The sequence below is a fragment of the Rhodobacter capsulatus genome, assembly GCF_003254295.1.
GTDB classification, from domain to species: domain Bacteria; phylum Pseudomonadota; class Alphaproteobacteria; order Rhodobacterales; family Rhodobacteraceae; genus Rhodobacter; species Rhodobacter capsulatus.
In genome coordinates, this window is sequence record NZ_QKZO01000003.1 from 303,315 (window position 1) to 320,531 (window position 17,217).

Consider the following 17,217-nt stretch of genomic DNA (forward strand, 5'->3'; position numbering starts at 1 on the left):
CCATTGGTCATAGTTTCTGACCACGGGAGAGAGAGATGCCATTCCAGAAGATCGAATCCGAGAAACTTGCCTCGGCCGTGGTGCGTCAGATCGAGAATCTGATCGTCGAGGGCGTGCTGCGCCCCGGCGAGCGGCTGCCATCGGAACGCGAATTGTCCGAACGCCTTGCGGTGTCGCGGCCCTCGCTGCGCGAGGCCGTGGCCGAGCTGCAGCAGGAGGGTCTGCTGACCACCCGCGCCGGATCGGGGATCTTCGTCGCCGAAGTGCTCGGCTCGGCGTTTTCGCCCGCGCTGATCCGGCTTTTCGCCCGCAACGATCAGGCGGTCTTCGACTATCTCGCCTTCCGGCGCGACCTCGAGGGGATGGCGGCGGAACGCGCCGCCAAGATGGGCTCGGACACCGATCTGAAGGTGATCGACGCGATCCTGACGCGGATGGAAACGGCGCATGGCAAGCGCAACCCGGCCGACGAGGCGGCGCTGGATGCGCAATTCCACATGGCGATCGTCGAGGCGAGCCACAACATCATCATGCTGCACATGATGCGGGCGATGTTCGACCTTTTGTCCGAGGGCGTGTTCTACAACCGCCAGATCATGTTTCGCAACCGCTCCACCCGCGAGGCGCTGCTGGAGCAGCACCGGGCGATCAACGCGGCGATTCAGGCGCGCGACGGCGGCGCTGCACGGGCGGCGGTGGCGGCGCATATGGATTTCGTCGAACTGGCGCTGACCGAATTGCGCAAGGCCGAACGGCACGAGGCCCTGGCCCGGCTGCGGCTGCAACACCAAAGCGCGAAGACGGTCTGAGCAGGCCCCGGCTCAGTCCCGCGGCGGCGGCGGCAGCGCCGGATCGCGCAGGCATTTCGCCAGCGGCAGCGCCTTCAGCCTGTCGATGAACCAGACCTCGCCCTCGGCGGCGCGGCCGTAATCGCCCCCGGCACAGGCGCAGCCATAGCCGTAAGAGCCATTCGTCGCGACCCAGTCCGCGCCGAATTCGGCCTCTGACCAGTCAAGCTCTTCCCAGCCGCCGACCTCCAGCGAGCCTTGCGAGGCGAACCACCAGTCCCCCTCGGCATCGGTCAGGTAGAAATTCCCCGGCGTCGGATTGACGAACCAGCCGCAGCGGGTTTCCGACCGGGCCTCGGCGAAAGCCGCCCCGGCGCTCAGCACCAGCAGCCCCGCCAGCGTCAGGATCTTACGCAATCAGACCTCCGTCATTGTCATCGCCCGCCTCGACCAGCAGCCGCTCCATGTCGGGCACGGTGACGTGACGTTTCCCCTCCAGCTCGATCACCCCGTCGCGTTTGAGCGCCGACATCTGCCGGCTGACGGTTTCGAGCGTGAGGCCCAGATAATCCGCCATCGCCTCGCGCGTCAGCGGCAGATCGAAGGTCAGACGGCCGCGCATCTTGCGGTGACGAATCGACGCATCGCGGCGCGCGACGATCGACAGAAGCGAGGCGATCTTCTCGCGCGCGGTCTTGCGACCGAGCAAAAGCATCCATTCACGCGCCGCATCAAGCTCGTCCAGGGTCATCTGCAAGAGCCGCTGCGCGATATGCGGCGTGCGCTCCATCATCTCCTCGAAGGGCTTGCGGCGGAAGCAGCACATCAGGATATCGGTCGTCGCGGTGACGTTGTAAGCGGCGCGGTCGCGGCCAGGTCTTCCAACAAAATCAGAGGGTAAGAGCAATCCAACCATCTGCGTGCGGCCATCTTCGAGGGTCTGGGTCAGGGTCGCGATCCCCGACACGACCGAGGCCACGAAGTCCATCTTGTCGCCCGACCAGATCACCGTCTGACCCGCTTCGAAGCTCCGGTAATACTTCGCGCCCTCGAGTTCATCGAGTTCGGAACTCTCGCATCTGGCGCAGACGGCCCGATGCCTGATCGGGCAGTCTCCGCATTGTAGCGAGACCGGATGAGCGTCGTCGTGAGACATTGCCTTGCTTGATTTGGGTCAATACTTTGTGCGCGTCGTGAAGGATACAATACGCCCATGAAACATGAATCGCAACTCGCCCGGCTCGGCCTCTTCGACGCCAAGGTGCCCCGCTACACCAGCTACCCGACCGCACCCCATTTTTCCAAGGATATCGGCCCCTCGCAGTTCATCGAGTGGATCGAGGCGATTCCGGCGGGGGCGTCGATCTCGCTTTACATGCACGTGCCCTTCTGTCGGCGGCTGTGCTGGTTCTGCGCCTGCCGCACCCAGGGCACGCAGACCGATGCGCCGGTGAAGACCTATGCCGAGACGCTGATCAAGGAGGTTGCGATGCTGAAATCGCACCTCGCGCCGGGGGTGAAACTGTCGCGCCTGCATTGGGGCGGCGGCACCGCGACGCTGCTGCCGGCGGACTCGATGCGCAAGATCGCCGAGGCGGTGTTCGAAGCCGTGCCGCTGGGCGAGAAGGGCGAATTCTCGGTCGAGATCGACCCGAACGAGATCGATGACGAACGCATGGATGCACTGGCGCAATCGGGGATGAACCGGGCCTCGGTCGGCATTCAGGATTTCGACCCCTTCATCCAGTCGGTGATCGGCCGCGAACAGACCTTCGAAGTGACGAAGATGGTCGTCGACATGATCCGCGACCGCGGCATCAACAGCCTGAACGCCGACATTCTCTACGGGCTGCCGCATCAGACGCCGCAGAAGATGACCGAAAGCGTCGAGAAGGTGCTGTCGCTGAAACCCGACCGCGTGGCGTTTTACGGCTATGCGCATGTGCCGTGGATGTCGCGTCGGCAATCGCTCATTCCGTCGGAAAACCTGCCGACGCCGCCCGAGCGGCTGGAGCTGTTCCACCTCTCGCGCGAGCTCTTTACCAAGGCGGGCTATGACGTGATCGGCATCGACCACTTCGCGCTGCCGCATGACGGGCTGGCCACCGCGCTCAAGGCGGGCAAGCTGCGCCGCAACTTCCAGGGCTACACCGACGATCAGGCCGAAGCCCTGGTGGGGCTGGGCGCCTCCTCGATCTCGCGCTTCCCGCAGGGCTTTGCGCAGAACGAAAGCCCGACCGGCACCTATACGGCGGCGATCCGCGAGGGCAAGTTCTCGACCCACCGCGGTTTCGTGTTCTCGAAAGAAGACCTGATGCGCGGCCGTCTGATCGAGATGCTGATGTGCGACTTCAAGGCCGACAAGGCCGAGCTGGTCGATCAATGGGGGGCCGATCCGGCGGGTCTCGATGCCGAATTCGCCGCCTGCGTCGCGAAATTCGAAGACATGGTGGTGGTGACCGAGGCGGGGCTGGAAATCCCCGAACACGGCCGCCCGCTGACGCGGATGATCGCGCGTCACTTCGATGCCTATGACCTCTCGAAAGCCGGGCACAGCTCGGCGATCTGAGGGCGCTTCCATAACAAGGGAAGGGCAGACTGGGCGCCGCAAGGCGCCCATTTCTTTTCCCCCGCCGCTTCGGGCTGGCGTTTTGGCGCAAAGGGCGTAGACTGAGCCGGAACCAGCACAGGAGGGATGTTTGTCGGATCTTGCGCGCCTCCGGGCCGGGGTTTGCCGGGCGGTCTGACCGCCGAAGCCTCGTGCCCCTGAATGTCACCGGCGCCTTGGCGCCTGTTTTTCAGTGTCCTGCGAGGATCACCTTGATGACCGACACGTTCCCGCTCGCCGATCTCGGCTGGGCGCCCGATTTCCTGCGTCAACTCACGCTTGACGAGATCGCCACCCTCACCCCCTGCCGCATCAGCGCGGTGCATCGCAACCGGATCGAGGCGCTTTGCCCGACCGGCCCGCTCTCTCTTCTCCCGCCCGCGGGGCTCTCCACCGCCGAAATCGCCGTCGGCGACTGGGGCTTGTGCGACTGCGGGCTAAGCGACGGACCCCGGCTTTTGCGCCTGCTCACGCGCCGCAGCACGCTGGCCCGCCGCGCCGCGGGCACCGGGGCGGACCGGCAGCTGATCGCCGCCAATGTAGACACGCTGTTCATCGTCACCTCCTGCAACGCCGATTTCAACCCGGCCCGGATCGAGCGCTATCTGGCGCTCGCCCGCGCCGCCGCGGTCGCCCCGGTGCTGGTGCTGACCAAGGCCGACATCCCCCCCGACCCCGCGGCCTGGCAGGACCGCGCCGCGGCGATCGACCGCCGCGTGCCGGTCGTGCCGCTGGACGCCCGCGCCCCGGGCGACAGCCTGTCCGACTGGTGCCGCCCCGGCCAGACGGTGGCGCTGCTCGGCTCCTCGGGGGTCGGAAAGACCACGCTTGCCAATGCCTTGACCGGCGAGGTTCAGGCCACGGCGGCGATCCGCGAAGACGATGCGAAGGGCCGTCACACCACCACCGGGCGGCATCTGCACCGGCTCGCACAGGGCGGCTGGTTGATCGACACGCCCGGCATGCGGGAATTGCGGCTCAGCGATGCCGGGGCGGGGATCGCCGCGACCTTCGACGATCTCGACGCGCTGGCGGGGGCGTGCCGCTTTGCCGATTGCAACCATCAGACCGAGCCGGGCTGCGCGGTGCAGGCGGCGATCGGCGCGGGAACGGTCGATCCGGCGCGGCTCGCGCGCTGGCAAAAGCTGCGCCGCGAGGATCGGATCAATTCCGAAACCCTGGCCGAGGCCCATGCCCGCGACCGCGCCTTCGGCAAGAGGACGCGGGCGGCGCTGCGCGACAAATCCCGGCTGCGCGGCACCTGACGCCGGTTCGGGGGCCGGTGGGGGCATCGCCCCCACCGCGCCCGACGCGCGGCGGGCTTGCCCGCCCAAGGAGGGCGCAATCCCCCCCCGGGATTTCAGATCAACGTGCCGCCCGCAGTCTCGACAAAGCGGATCAGCCGCGGCAGGCACTGGCCCTCCAGATCATATTTCGCCACCACCGAGGCCCGCGCCGCCCGGCGCATCTCCAGGTAAGCCTCGGGCCGGGCCAGCGCATCGGTCAGCGCCGCCGACCAGCCCTTGATGTCGAAGAAATCGACCAGCCGCCCGTTCACCCCGTCCTCGATCACCTCGCGCAGCGGCGCCGTGTCCGAACCCGCCACCATCGCCCCCGCCGACATCGCCTCCATCAGCGACCAGCTGAGGACAAAGGGATAGGTCAGATAGGCATGGACCCGGCCGATCTGCATGATCGTGATGAAATCCTGATACGGCACACGGCCCAGAAAATGCACCCGGTTCAGATCCAGCCGATCCTTCACCTCGTCCAGAAACTTCTGCTTCCACGAGCCCTCGGCGGGCGCTGCGCCATAGCTCTGCCCCTCCTCGCCGATGATCAGCACCTGCGCCGCGGGCCGCGCCGCCAGCACATCGGGCAAGGCCCGCATGAAGGTATGATAGCCGCGATAGGGCTCGAGCGAGCGGTTGATGAAGGTCACCACCTCGTCGCCCGCGCGCAGCGTCAGGCCGGTGCCCGGCACGGTATAGCGCGCCTCGGGGTTCGGCACCAGCCGCGCCGTGTTCACCCCGTCATGGCAGATGGTGATCTTCGCGCGCAGCTCGGGCGGAAAGGTCGAGGCCTGAAATTCCGTGGGGGAAAGCGCCGCATCCGCCTGCACGATCGACTGGATCAGATGCGCCGAGCGCGCCGTGGTCGAAATCCGGCTTTCCAGCCCGGGCTTGGCGAATTCCGGGTCGAAATCGGTATCCAGCCCGGTGGTCTTGTACATCAGCTCGGCATAGACCAGCAGCTTCGCCTCGGGCCAGACCTCGCGCAGGAACAGCGTCTCGCCCCAGCCCGGATGGCCGAAGATCACATCGGGCACATAGCCGTGTTGGCTGCGCAACTGCCGCGCCGCAAGGGCCGCGCGCATCCCGCGCTCGCTCACCTCGGCATACATTTTCGTCAGCCGCGGCTCCAGCGTCACCTCGGCGGGCTTGCGGTATTTCACCACCTTCACCGGCGCGGCGCGGGTGTTGGTTTCCGTCGTCAGCGCCAGAACCTCATGCCCGCGCGCCGCCAGCGCCGGGGCAAGATGGGGAAACTGGCCGGGGAAATTCTGATGGACGAACAGGATCTTCATGCGGGTTTTCCCAAAGCCGCGGCGATCAGCGCGCGGGTATAGTCGGAAACGGGGCGTTCGAAAATCTGCGCCGCGGGACCGGCTTCGACCACATCGCCCTCTTTCATCACCATGATCTTGTGGGCCATCGCCCGCACCACGCGCAGATCATGGCTGATGAACAGATAGGCCAGCCCGTAACGGCGCTGCAGGTCGCGCAGCAAATCGACGATCTGCACCTGCACCGTCATGTCCAGCGCCGAGGTCGGCTCATCCAGCACCACCACCCGCGGGCGCAGGATCATCGCCCGGGCAATCGCGATGCGCTGGCGCTGCCCGCCGCTGAACTCGTGCGGATAGCGCGCCATCGCGGCGGGATCGAGCCCGACCTCGGCCATGATCTCGGCCACCATCTCGCGCCGGTTCCGCCCCGGCTCGACGCCATGCACCGTCAGCCCCTCGGCGATGATCTGCTCGATCGTCATGCGCGGCGACAGGCTGCCGAACGGGTCCTGAAACACGATCTGCATGTCGCGGCGCAAGGGCCGCAGCTGTTTCGATTGCCAGTGCGAAATATCCTGCCCGGCAAAGCGGATCGGGCCTTCGCTCTCGATCAGCCGCATCAGGGCGAGCGCGAGCGTGGTTTTCCCCGAGCCGGATTCGCCCACGATGCCAAGGGTTTCCCCCGCCCGCACCGACAGGCTTGCATCCTTCACCGCCTTCACATGGCCGACGGTGCGGCGCAACAGCCCGCGCTTGATCGGAAACCAGACCTTCAGCCCCTCGGCCTGCAAGAGCGGCTCGGCCCCTTCGGGCACGGGTTCCGCCCGGCCCACAGGTTCCGCCGCCAGAAGCTTCTTCGTGTAGGGATGCTGCGGATTGGCGAAAATCTCCTCGGTCCGGCCCTGTTCGACGATCTCGCCCCGGCGCATCACGCAGACCCGGTCGGCGATGCGCCGCACCACCCCCAGATCATGGCTGATGAACAGAAGGCTCATCCCCAGATCGCGTTTGAGTTCCGCCAGCAGCTCGAGGATCTGCGCCTGAATCGTCACGTCAAGCGCCGTCGTCGGTTCATCCGCCACCAGCAGCTCCGGCCCGTTCGCCAGCGCCATCGCGATCATCACCCGCTGGCGCTGACCGCCCGAGAGCTGATGCGGCAGATCGCCCAGACGGCTTTCCGGGTTCGAAATGCCGACCCGGGTCAAAAGCTCGACAATCCGCGCCCGCGCCGGGGCGCCCGTCAGCCCCTGATGCAGCGCAAGGCTTTCCGCAATCTGCTTTTCGATCGAATGCAGCGGGTTGAGCGAGGTCATCGGCTCTTGAAAGATGAAGCTGATGTCATTGCCGCGCACATCGCGCAGCGTGGGCTCGTCCGCCCCCACCATTTCCCGGCCCAGATAACGGACCGAGCCCGTCACCCGCGCATTCGGCCCCAGAAGCGATACGGTCGAGAGCGCCGTCACCGACTTGCCCGAGCCCGACTCGCCCACCAGCGCCACGGTCTCGCCCTTCGCCACGGTGAAGCTGACGCCCTTGACGGCGGGGATGTCGCGGCCTTCCTGACGGAAGCTGACGCACAGGGTGTCGACGGTGAGAACGGCAGTCATTTGAACACCTTGCGCGGGTCAAAGGCATCGCGCAGGCCCTCGAACACGAAGACAAGCAGCGAGAGCATGGTGGCGAAGGTGACAAAGGCGGTAAAGGCCAGCCAGGGCGCCTGCAGATGCTGTTTCGCCTGCAGCGCCAACTCGCCAAGCGAGGGGGCCGAGGTGGGCAGCCCGTAGCCAAGATAATCGAGCGTCGCCAGCCCCGAGATCGCCCCGGTGATGACAAAGGGCAGCATGGTGATGGTGGCGACCATCGCATTGGGCAGGATGTGGCGGACCATGATGACGCGATCGGAAACCCCCAAGGCCCGGGCGGCGCGGACATATTCGAAATTGCGCGCGCGCAGGAACTCGGCCCGGACAACGCCGGTCAGCGCGGGCCAGCCAAACAGGATCGTGACGCCCACAAGCAGCCAGAACGAGCGGCCGAGGATCGCAAACAGGATGATGATCACGTAAAGTGAGGGGGTGGAGGACCAGATTTCCAGAAGCCGCTGGAAGATCAGATCGACCTTGCCGCCGAAATAGCCCTGCACCGCCCCGGCCGCGATGCCCAGAACCGAGGAGACCGAGGCGACGATCAGCGCGAAGGCGACCGAGATGCGAAAGCCATAGATCACCCGCGCCGCCACATCGCGCGCCGTGTCGTCGGTGCCCAGCCAGTGGTCCCGGTCGGGGGCCGAGGGGGCAGTGCCGACATCGTTGATCGTGCGGTAGTGATAGGGAATGACCGGCCAGATCATCCAGCCTTTTTCAATGGCTTCGCCGCCGACGGTGCCACTGGTCTCGGCCTCTTTCCGGGTGTCTTCGGGGGTATCCCAGCATTCTTGCCGCCCGCCGGTGACGATCAGGCATTGCACGGCGGGGTCGGTATAGATCGCCTCGGTGCGAAAGTCGCCGCCAAAGGCGGTTTCGGGGTAGAACTGATAGACCGGGAAGAAGAATTCGCCGCGGTAGCGCACCACGATCGGGTGATCATTGGCGATCAGCTCGGCGAAAATCGACAGGACGAACAGCGTCGAAAAGACGATCAGCGACCAGAAGGCGCGGCGGTTGGCGCGGAAGTTGCGCCACCGGCGCTGCGCAAGGGGGGACAGGGGCATCAACCGGCCCTCCGCTCGAAGTCGATGCGCGGATCGACAAGGGTATAGGTGATGTCGGACAGGATCCCGATCCCCAGCGAAATCAGGCCGAACGCATAAAGCGATCCGAAAACAACGGGATAGTCACGCTCGACCGCGGCCTGATAGCCCAGAAGGCCAAGCCCGTCGAGCGAGAACATCGTCTCGATGATCAGCGAGCCGGAAAAGAGCACCGAGAGGAACAGGCCCGGGAACCCCGCGATCACGATCAGCATGGCGTTGCGGAAGACATGGCCGTAAAGCACGCGGGATTCGGTCAGCCCCTTGGCGCGGGCGGTCATCACATATTGCTTGTTGATCTCGTCGAGGAAGGAATTCTTCGTCAGAAGCGTCAGCGTGACGAAGGAGGACAGCGTGATCGCGATCGTCGGCAGGCAGATGTGCCAGAGGTAATCGAGCACCTTGCCGCCCAGCGAGAGCGTGTCGAAATCATCCGAGGTCAGCCCGCGCAGCGGGAAGATCTTCCAGTAGCTGCCGCCCGCGAAAAGCACCATCAAGAGCACGGAAAACACAAGCGTCGGAATGGCATAGGCGACGATGATCGCGGCCGAGGTCCAGGTGTCGAAGCTGGTGCCGTCCTTCACCGCCTTGCGGATTCCCAAGGGGATCGAGATCAGATAGGCCAGCAGCGTCGACCAGAGCCCGAGCGAAATCGAGACCGGCAGCTTCTCGATCACCAGATCGATCACCGACTTGTTCTTGAAGAAACTGTTGCCGAAATCGAAGACGAGGTAATCGCCCATCATCTTGAAAAAGCGCTCATGCGCCGGGATCTTCTCGCGCGTGCAGGCCGGATCCTTCAGGTTCGGCGCGCCGGTGAAACCCGGGGCGCAGGTGATGCGCGAAAAGCCCATCTGCACCTCGAGCTGCGCCAGAAGATCGGGGGAAATCCCCCTTGCGCCCTGATAGCCCATGTCCTCGGCCGATTGTTGCTGCCCCGCATCGGCGCCGCCGGTCAGGTTGCGCGTCGCATCGGATTCGCCCTGCACCCGGGCGATGATGCTTTCGATCGGCCCCCCGGGCACGAATTGCGTCAGCGCGAAATTGATCAGCATGATGCCGAACAGCGTCGGCACAACCAGCATCAACCGCCGCAGGATATAGGCGCCCATCGTTCCCTTGCCTTGCACTTTTGCAACTTTCAGGCGAGCAAAAAGCCCTAGAGCGCCCCTGCCGCTTTCAGTTTTGCAGCCTTCTCGGCGTTATACCACCAGAAGTCCAGCTCTCCCAGCGCATAGGGCGGCAGCGTTTCGGGGTGCTCGTAGATGTCGTAATAGGCGACGGTGTGGCTGTCCTTGTACCATTGCGGCACCCAGAACTGCAGCGCCCGCAGCGCCCGATCCAGCGCATGCACGCGGGGGATCAGCTCTTCCCGGCTCGTCGCCTCCTCGACCTTGCGGATCAGCGCGTCAATGGCCGGATTGGCGATGCCCGCCAGATTGAAGGCATCCGCGGTCGCGGCAGATCCGAAATATTGCTGCAGATCGGCGCCCGGCAACAGATCCTGGCCGAAATGCCCGGTGATCAGGTCGAAATCATGCCGCGCCTTGCGTTCCTGATGCTGCGCATCATCAACGCGCAGATGCACCGCATCCACCCCCAGCGCGCGCAGGTTTTCCACGAAAGGATTGATCACCCGGTCAAAGGTCTGGCTGTCGTTGATGAATTCGACATGCAACAGCTCCCCTTTCGCGTTGCGCCGCATCCCGTCCGCGCCCACGACCCAGCCCGCCGCATCCAGCAGCGCCGCCGCCTTGCGCATGTTGCCCCGGTCAAGCTGGCGCTTGCCCGACACGGCCGCCATCACCGCCGGATCGGTCAGAACGCCTTCGGGCAGATCCTTGGCCAAGGGGGTCAGCAGCGCCAGCTCCTCCGCCGAGGGCGTGCCCGTCGCCGCCAGCTCCGAATTTTCCCAGGGCGAATTGATCCGCGCATAAAGCCCGTAAAACAGCGTCTCGTTCGACCAGTCGAAGTTGAACATCAAGGCCAGCGCCTGGCGCACGCGGATGTCCTGAAACTTCTCGCGCCGCAGGTTGATCGCCCAGCCCTGCCCGTTCGCGACGCTGCCATCATGCAGCTGCGCCTTGACCACATGCCCCGCCTGCACCGCCGGGAACGCATATTGCGTCGCCCAGATGATCGAGCTGGCCTCGTTGCGGAAGGTGTAGCTGCCCGCCTTGAACCCCTCGAAGGCGGATTGGTAATCGCCGTAATATTCGACGCGGATGCGGTCGAAATTGGCGCGTCCGAGATTGATTGGCAGCTTTTCCCCCCAATAGGCCGGGTTGCGCTTCCAGACCACGGTCTGGCCCATCTTGAAACTGTCGAGCATGTAGGGGCCCGAGCCGATCAGCGCCACCGGCACCGGCTTGGCCAGATCGATCTTGTCCCGCGCGAACTGCGCCTTCGAAAACACCGGAAAGCCGCCCGCCGACTGGATGATGTCGCGCTTCGGGTAATCGGGCTTGAAGGTGAATTTGATCCGGCGCGCATCCAGCACCTCGACCGCGGCGATCTGCTGCGCGACCACCGCGCGGAAGCTCGACAAGCCCTTGTCGCGCATGGTTTCATAGGAAAACAGCACATCCTCGATCGTCAGCGGCGTGCCGTCGGAAAAGGTGATGCCGGGGCGCAGGGTGAAGATCACCCAATCGCGCGAGGGCGGATATTCGAAGCTTTCACAGAGCAGGCAATAGGCCTCGCCCACCGTATCCGCGGTGCCGGTCAACATGCTTTCCTGCGGCGCGCTGGACAAAGGCGCGGCGCGGCCCTCGATCGTGTAGGGGTTGAAGTTGTCAAAACCGTAGGGCGTCCATTCGGAAATCTCGCCGCCCTTCGGCGCATCTGGGTTCACATAATCCAGATGCTTGAAATCGGGCGGATATTTCACCGTGCCAAGGGTGGCGATCGCCGCGGCGGTGATCGTCTCCCCGGCGCGCAGCGGACCCGCAAGGCCGCTGGCCAGACACAAGGCCAGAAGCCCGCCGCCAAGGGCGCGGAGCATGTCCCCCCGCCGTTCCCGCACCGCCACCAGACCTGCCGCTTTCGCCATTTTGCTCTCCCCTTTTGTCCCACTAAAGGGCGAAGGCGGCGCCGGGGCAAGTTGCAAAGATGTGAGGGCAAAAGGAAAGGGCCGCACCTTGCGGCACGGCCCCCGGAATTTCTGTGGCTGCGCTCAGCGCGGCAGCGTGTTCAGATAGGCGATCACGTTGGCGCGGTCGGCAGCTTCGGGCAGACCGACGAAGGACATCTTGGTGCCCGGCACTTCGGCTTTCGGGCTGACCAGATAGATGTCGAGACGCTCGGGCGTCCAGTTGCCGACATGGTTCTTCATCGCGGTCGAATATTTGAAGCCTTCGACGGTGGCGGTGGCGCGGCCGATGACGCCGTTCAGATGCGGACCGACGGCGTTCTTGCCATCGATCTTGTGGCAGGCCTTGCAGGTCTTGTTGAACTTCTCTTCGCCGGCTTTCGCATCGCCGGTGATGGTGGCCGGATCCACTTCGACATAGGCGGGCGGCGGCGGCGCGGCGGGCTCGGCCGGGGCGGCAGCTTCGGCAGCGTCGGCGGCGGGCGCGGCAGCGGCGGGCGCCTTGGCGGGCATGGCGGCCTCGTCAACCGAGGGCAGCAGGGCCCTCCCGTCCGCACCGACCGCAACGGCGGTGGCCGGTCGCGTCGCGAAGAGCGAGTTGGAAAGCATGTAGATGAACCCGTAGAACAGGGCCACGGCGAAAAGCGTGACCCCAATCTTCGTGATGTGCGTCTTGACGAGCATGGCTCCCCCGGCGGTTGGCATCTGCGGTTGGCGCATCTACGCGCTTCGCCTTGCACATTTCAAGGTTCATTCGCGCGGCAAATTGCGTTTGGGGCGCGATAAAAAGGCGCGGATCAGGGGCTTGACGGCAGATCGGCGCTTTTCTTGGCCCGGTCTTTGCGACATCAAGGGGGCGGATCGACTGTCAGGGGAATGCAGGCATGGCGGGAAATGGCGTGATCGCCTTTCAGGGGGAATTGGGGGCCTATTCGCATGAGGCCGCAAACCGGGCGCGGCCGGGGATGGATCCGCTGCCCTGCGCCACCTTCGAGGAGGTGATCGACGCCGTGCGCGAGGGCCGGGCCGAGCTGGCGATGCTGCCGGTCGAGAACTCGACCTATGGCCGGGTCGCCGACATTCACCGGCTGTTGCCGGAATCGGGGCTGCATATCCTCGATGAGCATTTCCTGCGCGTCCGCATCGCGCTGATGAGCCTGCCGGGCACGCAGCTGGAAGACATTCGGCATGTGCGGGCGCATCTGGTGCTTTTGCCGCAATCGGCGCGGTTCCTGCGCACCCATGGCATCGCGGGCCATGCCGCTGCCGACAGCGCGGGCGCCGCGGCGGAGCTTGCACGGTCAAAGACCCCGGGCGAGGGGGTTCTGGCCTCGGACCTCGCCGCCTCGATCTACGGGCTTGAGGTGCTGGCCCGCGACATCGAGGATCACGGCCATAACACCACCCGCTTCCTTGTCATGGGCCGCCAGCCCGACGACCGCCGCCGCGGCCCCCGGATGATGACCACCTTCGTCTTTGAAGTGCGCAACATCCCGGCCGCGCTTTACAAGGCGATGGGCGGTTTCGCGACGAATGGCGTGAACATGACGAAGCTGGAAAGCTACATGCTCGACGGCTCCTTCACCGCGACGCAGTTCTACGCCGATATCGAGGGCCATCCCGAGGATGAAAACGTCCGCCTGGCGCTGGACGAGCTGCGCTATTTCACCTCGTATCTGCACATCCTGGGCACCTATCCGGCCGATCCGCGCCGTCAAGAATGAAGAGCGGGCAGGAATGAAAAAGGGGGGGCCTTGCCCCCCGTCCTTCGGACTCCCCCCGGCCTATTTGCACCAAGAAAAAACATCGCGTTTTCCTTGGCAAAATACGCCGCAGGGGTGAATTGGCCGCAGGCCAAGAGGGGGGCGCGCAGCCCCCCTGCCCCCGCCCGATCAGGCGGCGCGGCTTTCCAGATCGCGCAGGAAGCTCTTGATCCGTTCGTCATAGCGGCGGTCAAGATTGGCCCGGCCGAGCCGCGCCGATTGCAGCAAAAGCCGCCCGCCCAGCGTGCGCGGCTTGATCTCGAGCAGCGTCGACATCCGGCTGCGGCGCGGCGCCAGCGCGGCGAATTCCAGCACCAGCGTCACCTCGAACCCCGAGGAAGTGCCGCTGTAATCGATCCGCACCGGCGCCTCGTAGCGGGCGACGTCGACGACCATCTGCCGCGGCTTGCCGCGCAGCCGAAAGCCCACGTCCCAGGACAGGCCCGCGCCCTTTTCGGCCAGCGAATCGAGCCTGCGCATCACCACGCCCTTCTTCATCGCGGCGCGTTCCAGCGCGGGGATGTCGGTGAGCTGTTCGAAAAGCCTGTCGGCGGGCAAGGCCACGTCGACGCGGTTGCTGAATTTCATGCCTGCCTCCGATGAGGTGGCCGCTTTGGCCACCCGATTCCCTTGCCGAAAGCCCCCGCGGCTGTCAATCGGCCGGGCGCGCAAGCCAATCGTGCAGCATCCAGCGTGCAACAGTGCCGGGCCGCGGCGGGCGGATGTCGGGGTCCTGGCCTGCCAGAATCGCGGCAAGGCGCGTCCGGCCGACCCAGAGCGCCGCCTCGATTTCCACCGGATCAAGGGTGATCGCCCCGGGGCCCGCCTCGCCCGCGCAGCCCAGCATCAGCGAGGCCGGAAACGGCCAGGGCTGCGCGACCAGAAACCGCACCGCGCCGACGCGGATCCCGGTTTCCTCAAGAACCTCGCGCCGGACCGCCGCCGCCGGGGTCTCGCCCGGTTCCATGAAACCTGCCGGACAGGAATGCAGCCCCTCGGGCCAGCCCGGGCTGCGGGCCAGAAGCACCTGATCGGCGCGGGTGATGCGCATGATCACCACCGGATCGGTGCGCGGGAACTGCACCCGGCCGCAGCCCGGGCAATCGCGTTGCCAACCGGCCTCGCGGATCGCCGTGGCCGTGCCGCAGGCCGGGCAGAAGCCGTGGAACCGGTGCCAGACAAATAGCCCGCGCGCGGTCGCCGCCAATTCGGCGGCGCGCGGGCAAAGCCGCGGCAGCATCCAGCGCAGATCGGCGCGTTCGGCCCCCGCGGGCGCCGCCGTCTCGGGCAGATCGAGCGCGAAGACCGGGGCGGCACCGATCAGGCCCAGAAACAGCCGCGGCACCGCCGCGTGACCTGCGGTCGGCACCGACCAGAGGCCAAGCCCGGTGACCGGATCGGCGGCCGTGCCCTCGGGCGCCATCAGGACATCGCCTGCGACAAAGCCGATGCAGCGCGCCGCCGGATCGGCCCAAAGCGCCGCCTGCGCCGCGGGATCGGCGCGCAGCTTCGCCGCGCGGTCAAGACCGGGGCCCTCCTCGGGCCCGGTAAAACCCAGAAATTCCTGCAGGTTCACAGCCGTCATCGTCCCATTCCGCCAGCGTCGCGCCGGTTGTGGCATGGCCGGGGCGGCTTGACCAGTCACGCCCCGCGCCCCCGGCCCCCGCGCGCGGCGGGACTCAGGCGCCGGATGGCCCGTTCGTTGCTGCGGTGCCGCAATTTGCGGCACGGCCCCCGAAAACAGGCTTGGTTTCGGATCACTGCCGGATTTTGCGCCCGCTTCGCGCCGTTGCCGGTTCCCCTGCGCGCCGCGCCGCGGCAAGGTCAGGAAAAGGAAGAAAAGTCCGACAGGGGACCCGCACCGCAAAGGTGCAAGACTAACGGTGCACCGCAAAGGTGCAAAGTGACGACGCACCGCAAGGTGCAGACCCATCCGGCCGCGCAAGGTGGCCTTGGGGCGACGTGGCCTCCTCCTCCCTGCCACGTCGCCCCGACGAAGTCCGGGAACCGACGCTCTCAGCGGCGAGAAGTTCAGCGGCGGGACGCGAAAAACGCCTTCAACAGCCGTTCCGCGGGGTCGGCGGCGATGCCGTCATAGACCTCGGGGACATGGTGGCACTGCGGATGCGCGAAGATCCGCGGCCCCTGCGCCACGCCGCCCGATTTCGGATCCCCCGCGCCGTAATAAAGCCGCGCGATCCGCGCCGCCGACAGCGCCGCCGCGCACATCGGACAGGGTTCCAGCGTGACATAAAGGTCGTGACCCACCAGCCGCTCGGAGCCCAGCACCGCGCAAGCCGCGCGAATGGCAAGGATTTCCGCATGCGCCGTGGGATCGTTCAGCTCGCGGGTGCGGTTGCCCGCCCGGGCGATCACCCGGCCATCGGGGGCGACGATCACCGCGCCCACCGGCACCTCGCCGCGGGCGGCGGCGGCTTCGGCCTCGGCCAGCGCGGCCTGCATGTGGCTTTTGAACTGCATCGCCTTTCATCGCCCGCAAAGCTTGTCCGATCAAGTCGCTTTCCAAACCGGCGCAAGAGGTGTAGGAAGGTGCCTTCGCCCGCGATGGTCGCGCGCCCCCTCCCCTTGAAGGATTGAAAATGTCCGATGCGAACGAAACCGCCCTCGGTGCGGTTCTTGCTGCCGTTTCCCCCGAAAAAACCGCCGATACCGCCGAGCGCATCGCCAAGGTGATTGCGCGCTCGGGCGTCGCCTCGCGCCGCGATGCGGAAAAGATGATCCTTGCGGGCCGGGTGACGGTGAACGGCAAGAAGGTCGCCAGCCCCGCGCTGGACGTCAAGCCCACGGACAAGGTGGTGATCGACGGCAAGCCGATCGACGCGCCGCAGGAAACCCGGCTTTGGCTTTATTACAAACCGCTGGGCCTGGTGACGACCGAGAAGGACGAACAGGGCCGGCGCACGATTTTCGACGAGATGCCCGAGGAAATGCCGCGGGTGCTGAACGTCGGCCGGCTTGACCTCAATTCCGAAGGCCTGCTGCTTTTGACCAATGACGGCGGGCTGAAGCGGCGGCTCGAGCTGCCGGAAACCGGCTGGCTGCGCAAATACCGCGTGCGGGTGAATGGTCGGCCGACGACCGAGACCTTTGATCCCTTGCGCCGCGGCATCACCATCGAGGGCGAGGATTTCCAGCCGATGGAAGTCAGCCTTGACCGCCAGCAGGGCGCCAATGCCTGGCTGACCGTGGGCATCCGCGAGGGCAAGAACCGCGAGATCCGCCGCGCGATGACCGAAGTCGGCATGACGGTGAACCGGCTGATCCGGGTCAGCTACGGCCCGTTCCGGCTCAATGACATGGAACCGGGGGCGGTGGTCGAGGTGAAGCGCAAGATGCTGCGCGACCAGCTGGGCGACCGGCTTTTGCTGGGTGTCGAGGACGGCAAGCCGCCGCGGTCCGAACGGATGGCGCCGAAGCCCGGGGCCCGCAGGCCGCGCCCCGAGGGCGCCGAAGGCGAAGAACGCAAGGGCTTTGGCCGTCAGCGCGATTTCGCCGGGGCCGAGGGCGATCGCAAGCCGAAGTCCTTCGGGATGAAATCGCATCGCGAGGATGGCGACCGCAAGCCCTTCGCGCGGCGCGAGGACGGCGACCGGAAACCCTACGCCCGCCGCGAAGATGGCGACCGCAA

16 protein-coding genes are annotated in these 17,217 nt (G+C 66.0%); 5 read left to right on the plus strand and 11 right to left on the minus strand.

Annotated features, from left to right (window positions below; all coding sequences use genetic code 11):
* Nucleotides 1-35: 35 nt before the first annotated feature.
* Nucleotides 36-809 carry a FadR/GntR family transcriptional regulator gene (locus LY44_RS06060; RefSeq protein WP_055212651.1) on the plus strand — a complete coding sequence of 258 codons (774 nt, stop codon included), beginning with the start codon at nt 36-38 and terminating at the stop codon, nt 807-809.
* A 12-nt stretch (nt 810-821) separates the two neighbouring features.
* On the opposite strand, the gene LY44_RS06065 is transcribed toward LY44_RS06060, so the two are convergent.
* Both LY44_RS06065 and fnrL read right to left on the minus strand, forming a co-directional pair.
* Nucleotides 822-1,205: a DUF4087 domain-containing protein gene (locus LY44_RS06065; protein WP_055212650.1), complete on the minus strand. Its 384-nt coding sequence runs from the start codon at nt 1,203-1,205 to the stop codon at nt 822-824.
* Complete coding sequence (gene fnrL / locus LY44_RS06070) at nt 1,198-1,944, minus strand: transcriptional regulator FnrL (RefSeq protein WP_055212649.1); 747 nt, start codon at nt 1,942-1,944, stop codon at nt 1,198-1,200. The genes LY44_RS06065 and fnrL overlap by 8 nt, the downstream gene beginning before the upstream one ends.
* Before the next feature lie 57 nt (nt 1,945-2,001).
* Here fnrL and hemN point away from each other — a divergent pair, with 57 nt between their 5' ends.
* Both hemN and rsgA read left to right on the plus strand, forming a co-directional pair.
* On the plus strand, nt 2,002-3,357 hold the full coding sequence (gene hemN / locus LY44_RS06075; RefSeq protein WP_055212648.1) for an oxygen-independent coproporphyrinogen III oxidase: 1,356 nt from the start codon (nt 2,002-2,004) through the stop codon (nt 3,355-3,357).
* A 254-nt stretch (nt 3,358-3,611) separates the two neighbouring features.
* Entirely contained in the window at nt 3,612-4,661 is a 1,050-nt protein-coding gene (gene rsgA, locus LY44_RS06080; protein WP_055212647.1) for a ribosome small subunit-dependent GTPase A, read from the plus strand.
* Nucleotides 4,662-4,756: 95 nt separating this feature from the next.
* Here rsgA and LY44_RS06085 read toward each other — a convergent pair whose 3' ends face one another.
* The 6 genes from LY44_RS06085 to LY44_RS06110 form a co-directional block, all read right to left on the minus strand.
* The gene (locus LY44_RS06085) at nt 4,757-5,983 is read right to left on the minus strand and encodes a glycosyltransferase (RefSeq protein ID WP_055212646.1); all 1,227 of its coding nucleotides are present in this window, start codon (nt 5,981-5,983) and stop codon (nt 4,757-4,759) included.
* Nucleotides 5,980-7,572: an ABC transporter ATP-binding protein gene (locus tag LY44_RS06090; RefSeq protein ID WP_055212645.1), complete on the minus strand. Its 1,593-nt coding sequence runs from the start codon at nt 7,570-7,572 to the stop codon at nt 5,980-5,982. The genes LY44_RS06085 and LY44_RS06090 overlap by 4 nt, the downstream gene beginning before the upstream one ends.
* Entirely contained in the window at nt 7,569-8,675 is a 1,107-nt protein-coding gene (locus tag LY44_RS06095) for an ABC transporter permease (protein WP_055212644.1), read from the minus strand. The genes LY44_RS06090 and LY44_RS06095 overlap by 4 nt, the downstream gene beginning before the upstream one ends.
* Complete coding sequence (locus LY44_RS06100) at nt 8,675-9,826, minus strand: microcin C ABC transporter permease YejB (protein ID WP_055212643.1); 1,152 nt, start codon at nt 9,824-9,826, stop codon at nt 8,675-8,677. The genes LY44_RS06095 and LY44_RS06100 overlap by 1 nt, the downstream gene beginning before the upstream one ends.
* Before the next feature lie 47 nt (nt 9,827-9,873).
* Nucleotides 9,874-11,766 (minus strand): extracellular solute-binding protein, encoded by a 1,893-nt coding sequence (locus LY44_RS06105; RefSeq protein ID WP_055212642.1) that lies wholly within the window; start codon nt 11,764-11,766, stop codon nt 9,874-9,876.
* Between the two features lie 123 nt (nt 11,767-11,889).
* Nucleotides 11,890-12,489 carry a c-type cytochrome gene (locus LY44_RS06110; protein WP_223230674.1) on the minus strand — a complete coding sequence of 200 codons (600 nt, stop codon included), beginning with the start codon at nt 12,487-12,489 and terminating at the stop codon, nt 11,890-11,892.
* Between the two features lie 200 nt (nt 12,490-12,689).
* Here LY44_RS06110 and LY44_RS06115 point away from each other — a divergent pair, with 200 nt between their 5' ends.
* On the plus strand, nt 12,690-13,529 hold the full coding sequence (locus LY44_RS06115) for a prephenate dehydratase (protein ID WP_055212640.1): 840 nt from the start codon (nt 12,690-12,692) through the stop codon (nt 13,527-13,529).
* 168 nt (nt 13,530-13,697) lie between these two features.
* Here the strand turns inward: LY44_RS06115 and LY44_RS06120 are convergent, their stop codons facing one another.
* From LY44_RS06120 to LY44_RS06130, 3 genes are all read right to left on the minus strand, one after another.
* Complete coding sequence (locus LY44_RS06120) at nt 13,698-14,156, minus strand: SRPBCC family protein (protein WP_055212639.1); 459 nt, start codon at nt 14,154-14,156, stop codon at nt 13,698-13,700.
* A 64-nt stretch (nt 14,157-14,220) separates the two neighbouring features.
* Nucleotides 14,221-15,153: an NAD(+) diphosphatase gene (gene nudC / locus LY44_RS06125; protein WP_055212638.1), complete on the minus strand. Its 933-nt coding sequence runs from the start codon at nt 15,151-15,153 to the stop codon at nt 14,221-14,223.
* 446 nt (nt 15,154-15,599) lie between these two features.
* Nucleotides 15,600-16,049 (minus strand): nucleoside deaminase, encoded by a 450-nt coding sequence (locus tag LY44_RS06130; RefSeq protein WP_055212637.1) that lies wholly within the window; start codon nt 16,047-16,049, stop codon nt 15,600-15,602.
* Nucleotides 16,050-16,168: 119 nt separating this feature from the next.
* Here LY44_RS06130 and LY44_RS06135 point away from each other — a divergent pair.
* The coding region (locus LY44_RS06135) for a pseudouridine synthase (protein WP_111395975.1) at nt 16,169-17,217 on the plus strand (1,049 nt) is incomplete at its 3' end.

Coding starts and splice junctions, on each gene's coding strand:
- LY44_RS06060 (WP_055212651.1), top strand. CDS start 36: ATGCCATTCCAGAAGATCGAATCCGAGAAACTTGCCTCGGCCGTGGTG.
- fnrL (WP_055212649.1), bottom strand. CDS start 1,944: ATGTCTCACGACGACGCTCATCCGGTCTCGCTACAATGCGGAGACTGC.
- hemN (WP_055212648.1), top strand. CDS start 2,002: ATGAAACATGAATCGCAACTCGCCCGGCTCGGCCTCTTCGACGCCAAG.
- rsgA (WP_055212647.1), top strand. CDS start 3,612: ATGACCGACACGTTCCCGCTCGCCGATCTCGGCTGGGCGCCCGATTTC.
- LY44_RS06085 (WP_055212646.1), bottom strand. CDS start 5,983: ATGAAGATCCTGTTCGTCCATCAGAATTTCCCCGGCCAGTTTCCCCAT.
- LY44_RS06090 (WP_055212645.1), bottom strand. CDS start 7,572: ATGACTGCCGTTCTCACCGTCGACACCCTGTGCGTCAGCTTCCGTCAG.
- LY44_RS06095 (WP_055212644.1), bottom strand. CDS start 8,675: ATGCCCCTGTCCCCCCTTGCGCAGCGCCGGTGGCGCAACTTCCGCGCC.
- LY44_RS06100 (WP_055212643.1), bottom strand. CDS start 9,826: ATGGGCGCCTATATCCTGCGGCGGTTGATGCTGGTTGTGCCGACGCTG.
- LY44_RS06105 (WP_055212642.1), bottom strand. CDS start 11,766: ATGGCGAAAGCGGCAGGTCTGGTGGCGGTGCGGGAACGGCGGGGGGAC.
- LY44_RS06110 (WP_223230674.1), bottom strand. CDS start 12,489: ATGCTCGTCAAGACGCACATCACGAAGATTGGGGTCACGCTTTTCGCC.
- LY44_RS06115 (WP_055212640.1), top strand. CDS start 12,690: ATGGCGGGAAATGGCGTGATCGCCTTTCAGGGGGAATTGGGGGCCTAT.
- LY44_RS06120 (WP_055212639.1), bottom strand. CDS start 14,156: ATGAAATTCAGCAACCGCGTCGACGTGGCCTTGCCCGCCGACAGGCTT.
- nudC (WP_055212638.1), bottom strand. CDS start 15,153: ATGACGGCTGTGAACCTGCAGGAATTTCTGGGTTTTACCGGGCCCGAG.
- LY44_RS06130 (WP_055212637.1), bottom strand. CDS start 16,049: ATGCAGTTCAAAAGCCACATGCAGGCCGCGCTGGCCGAGGCCGAAGCC.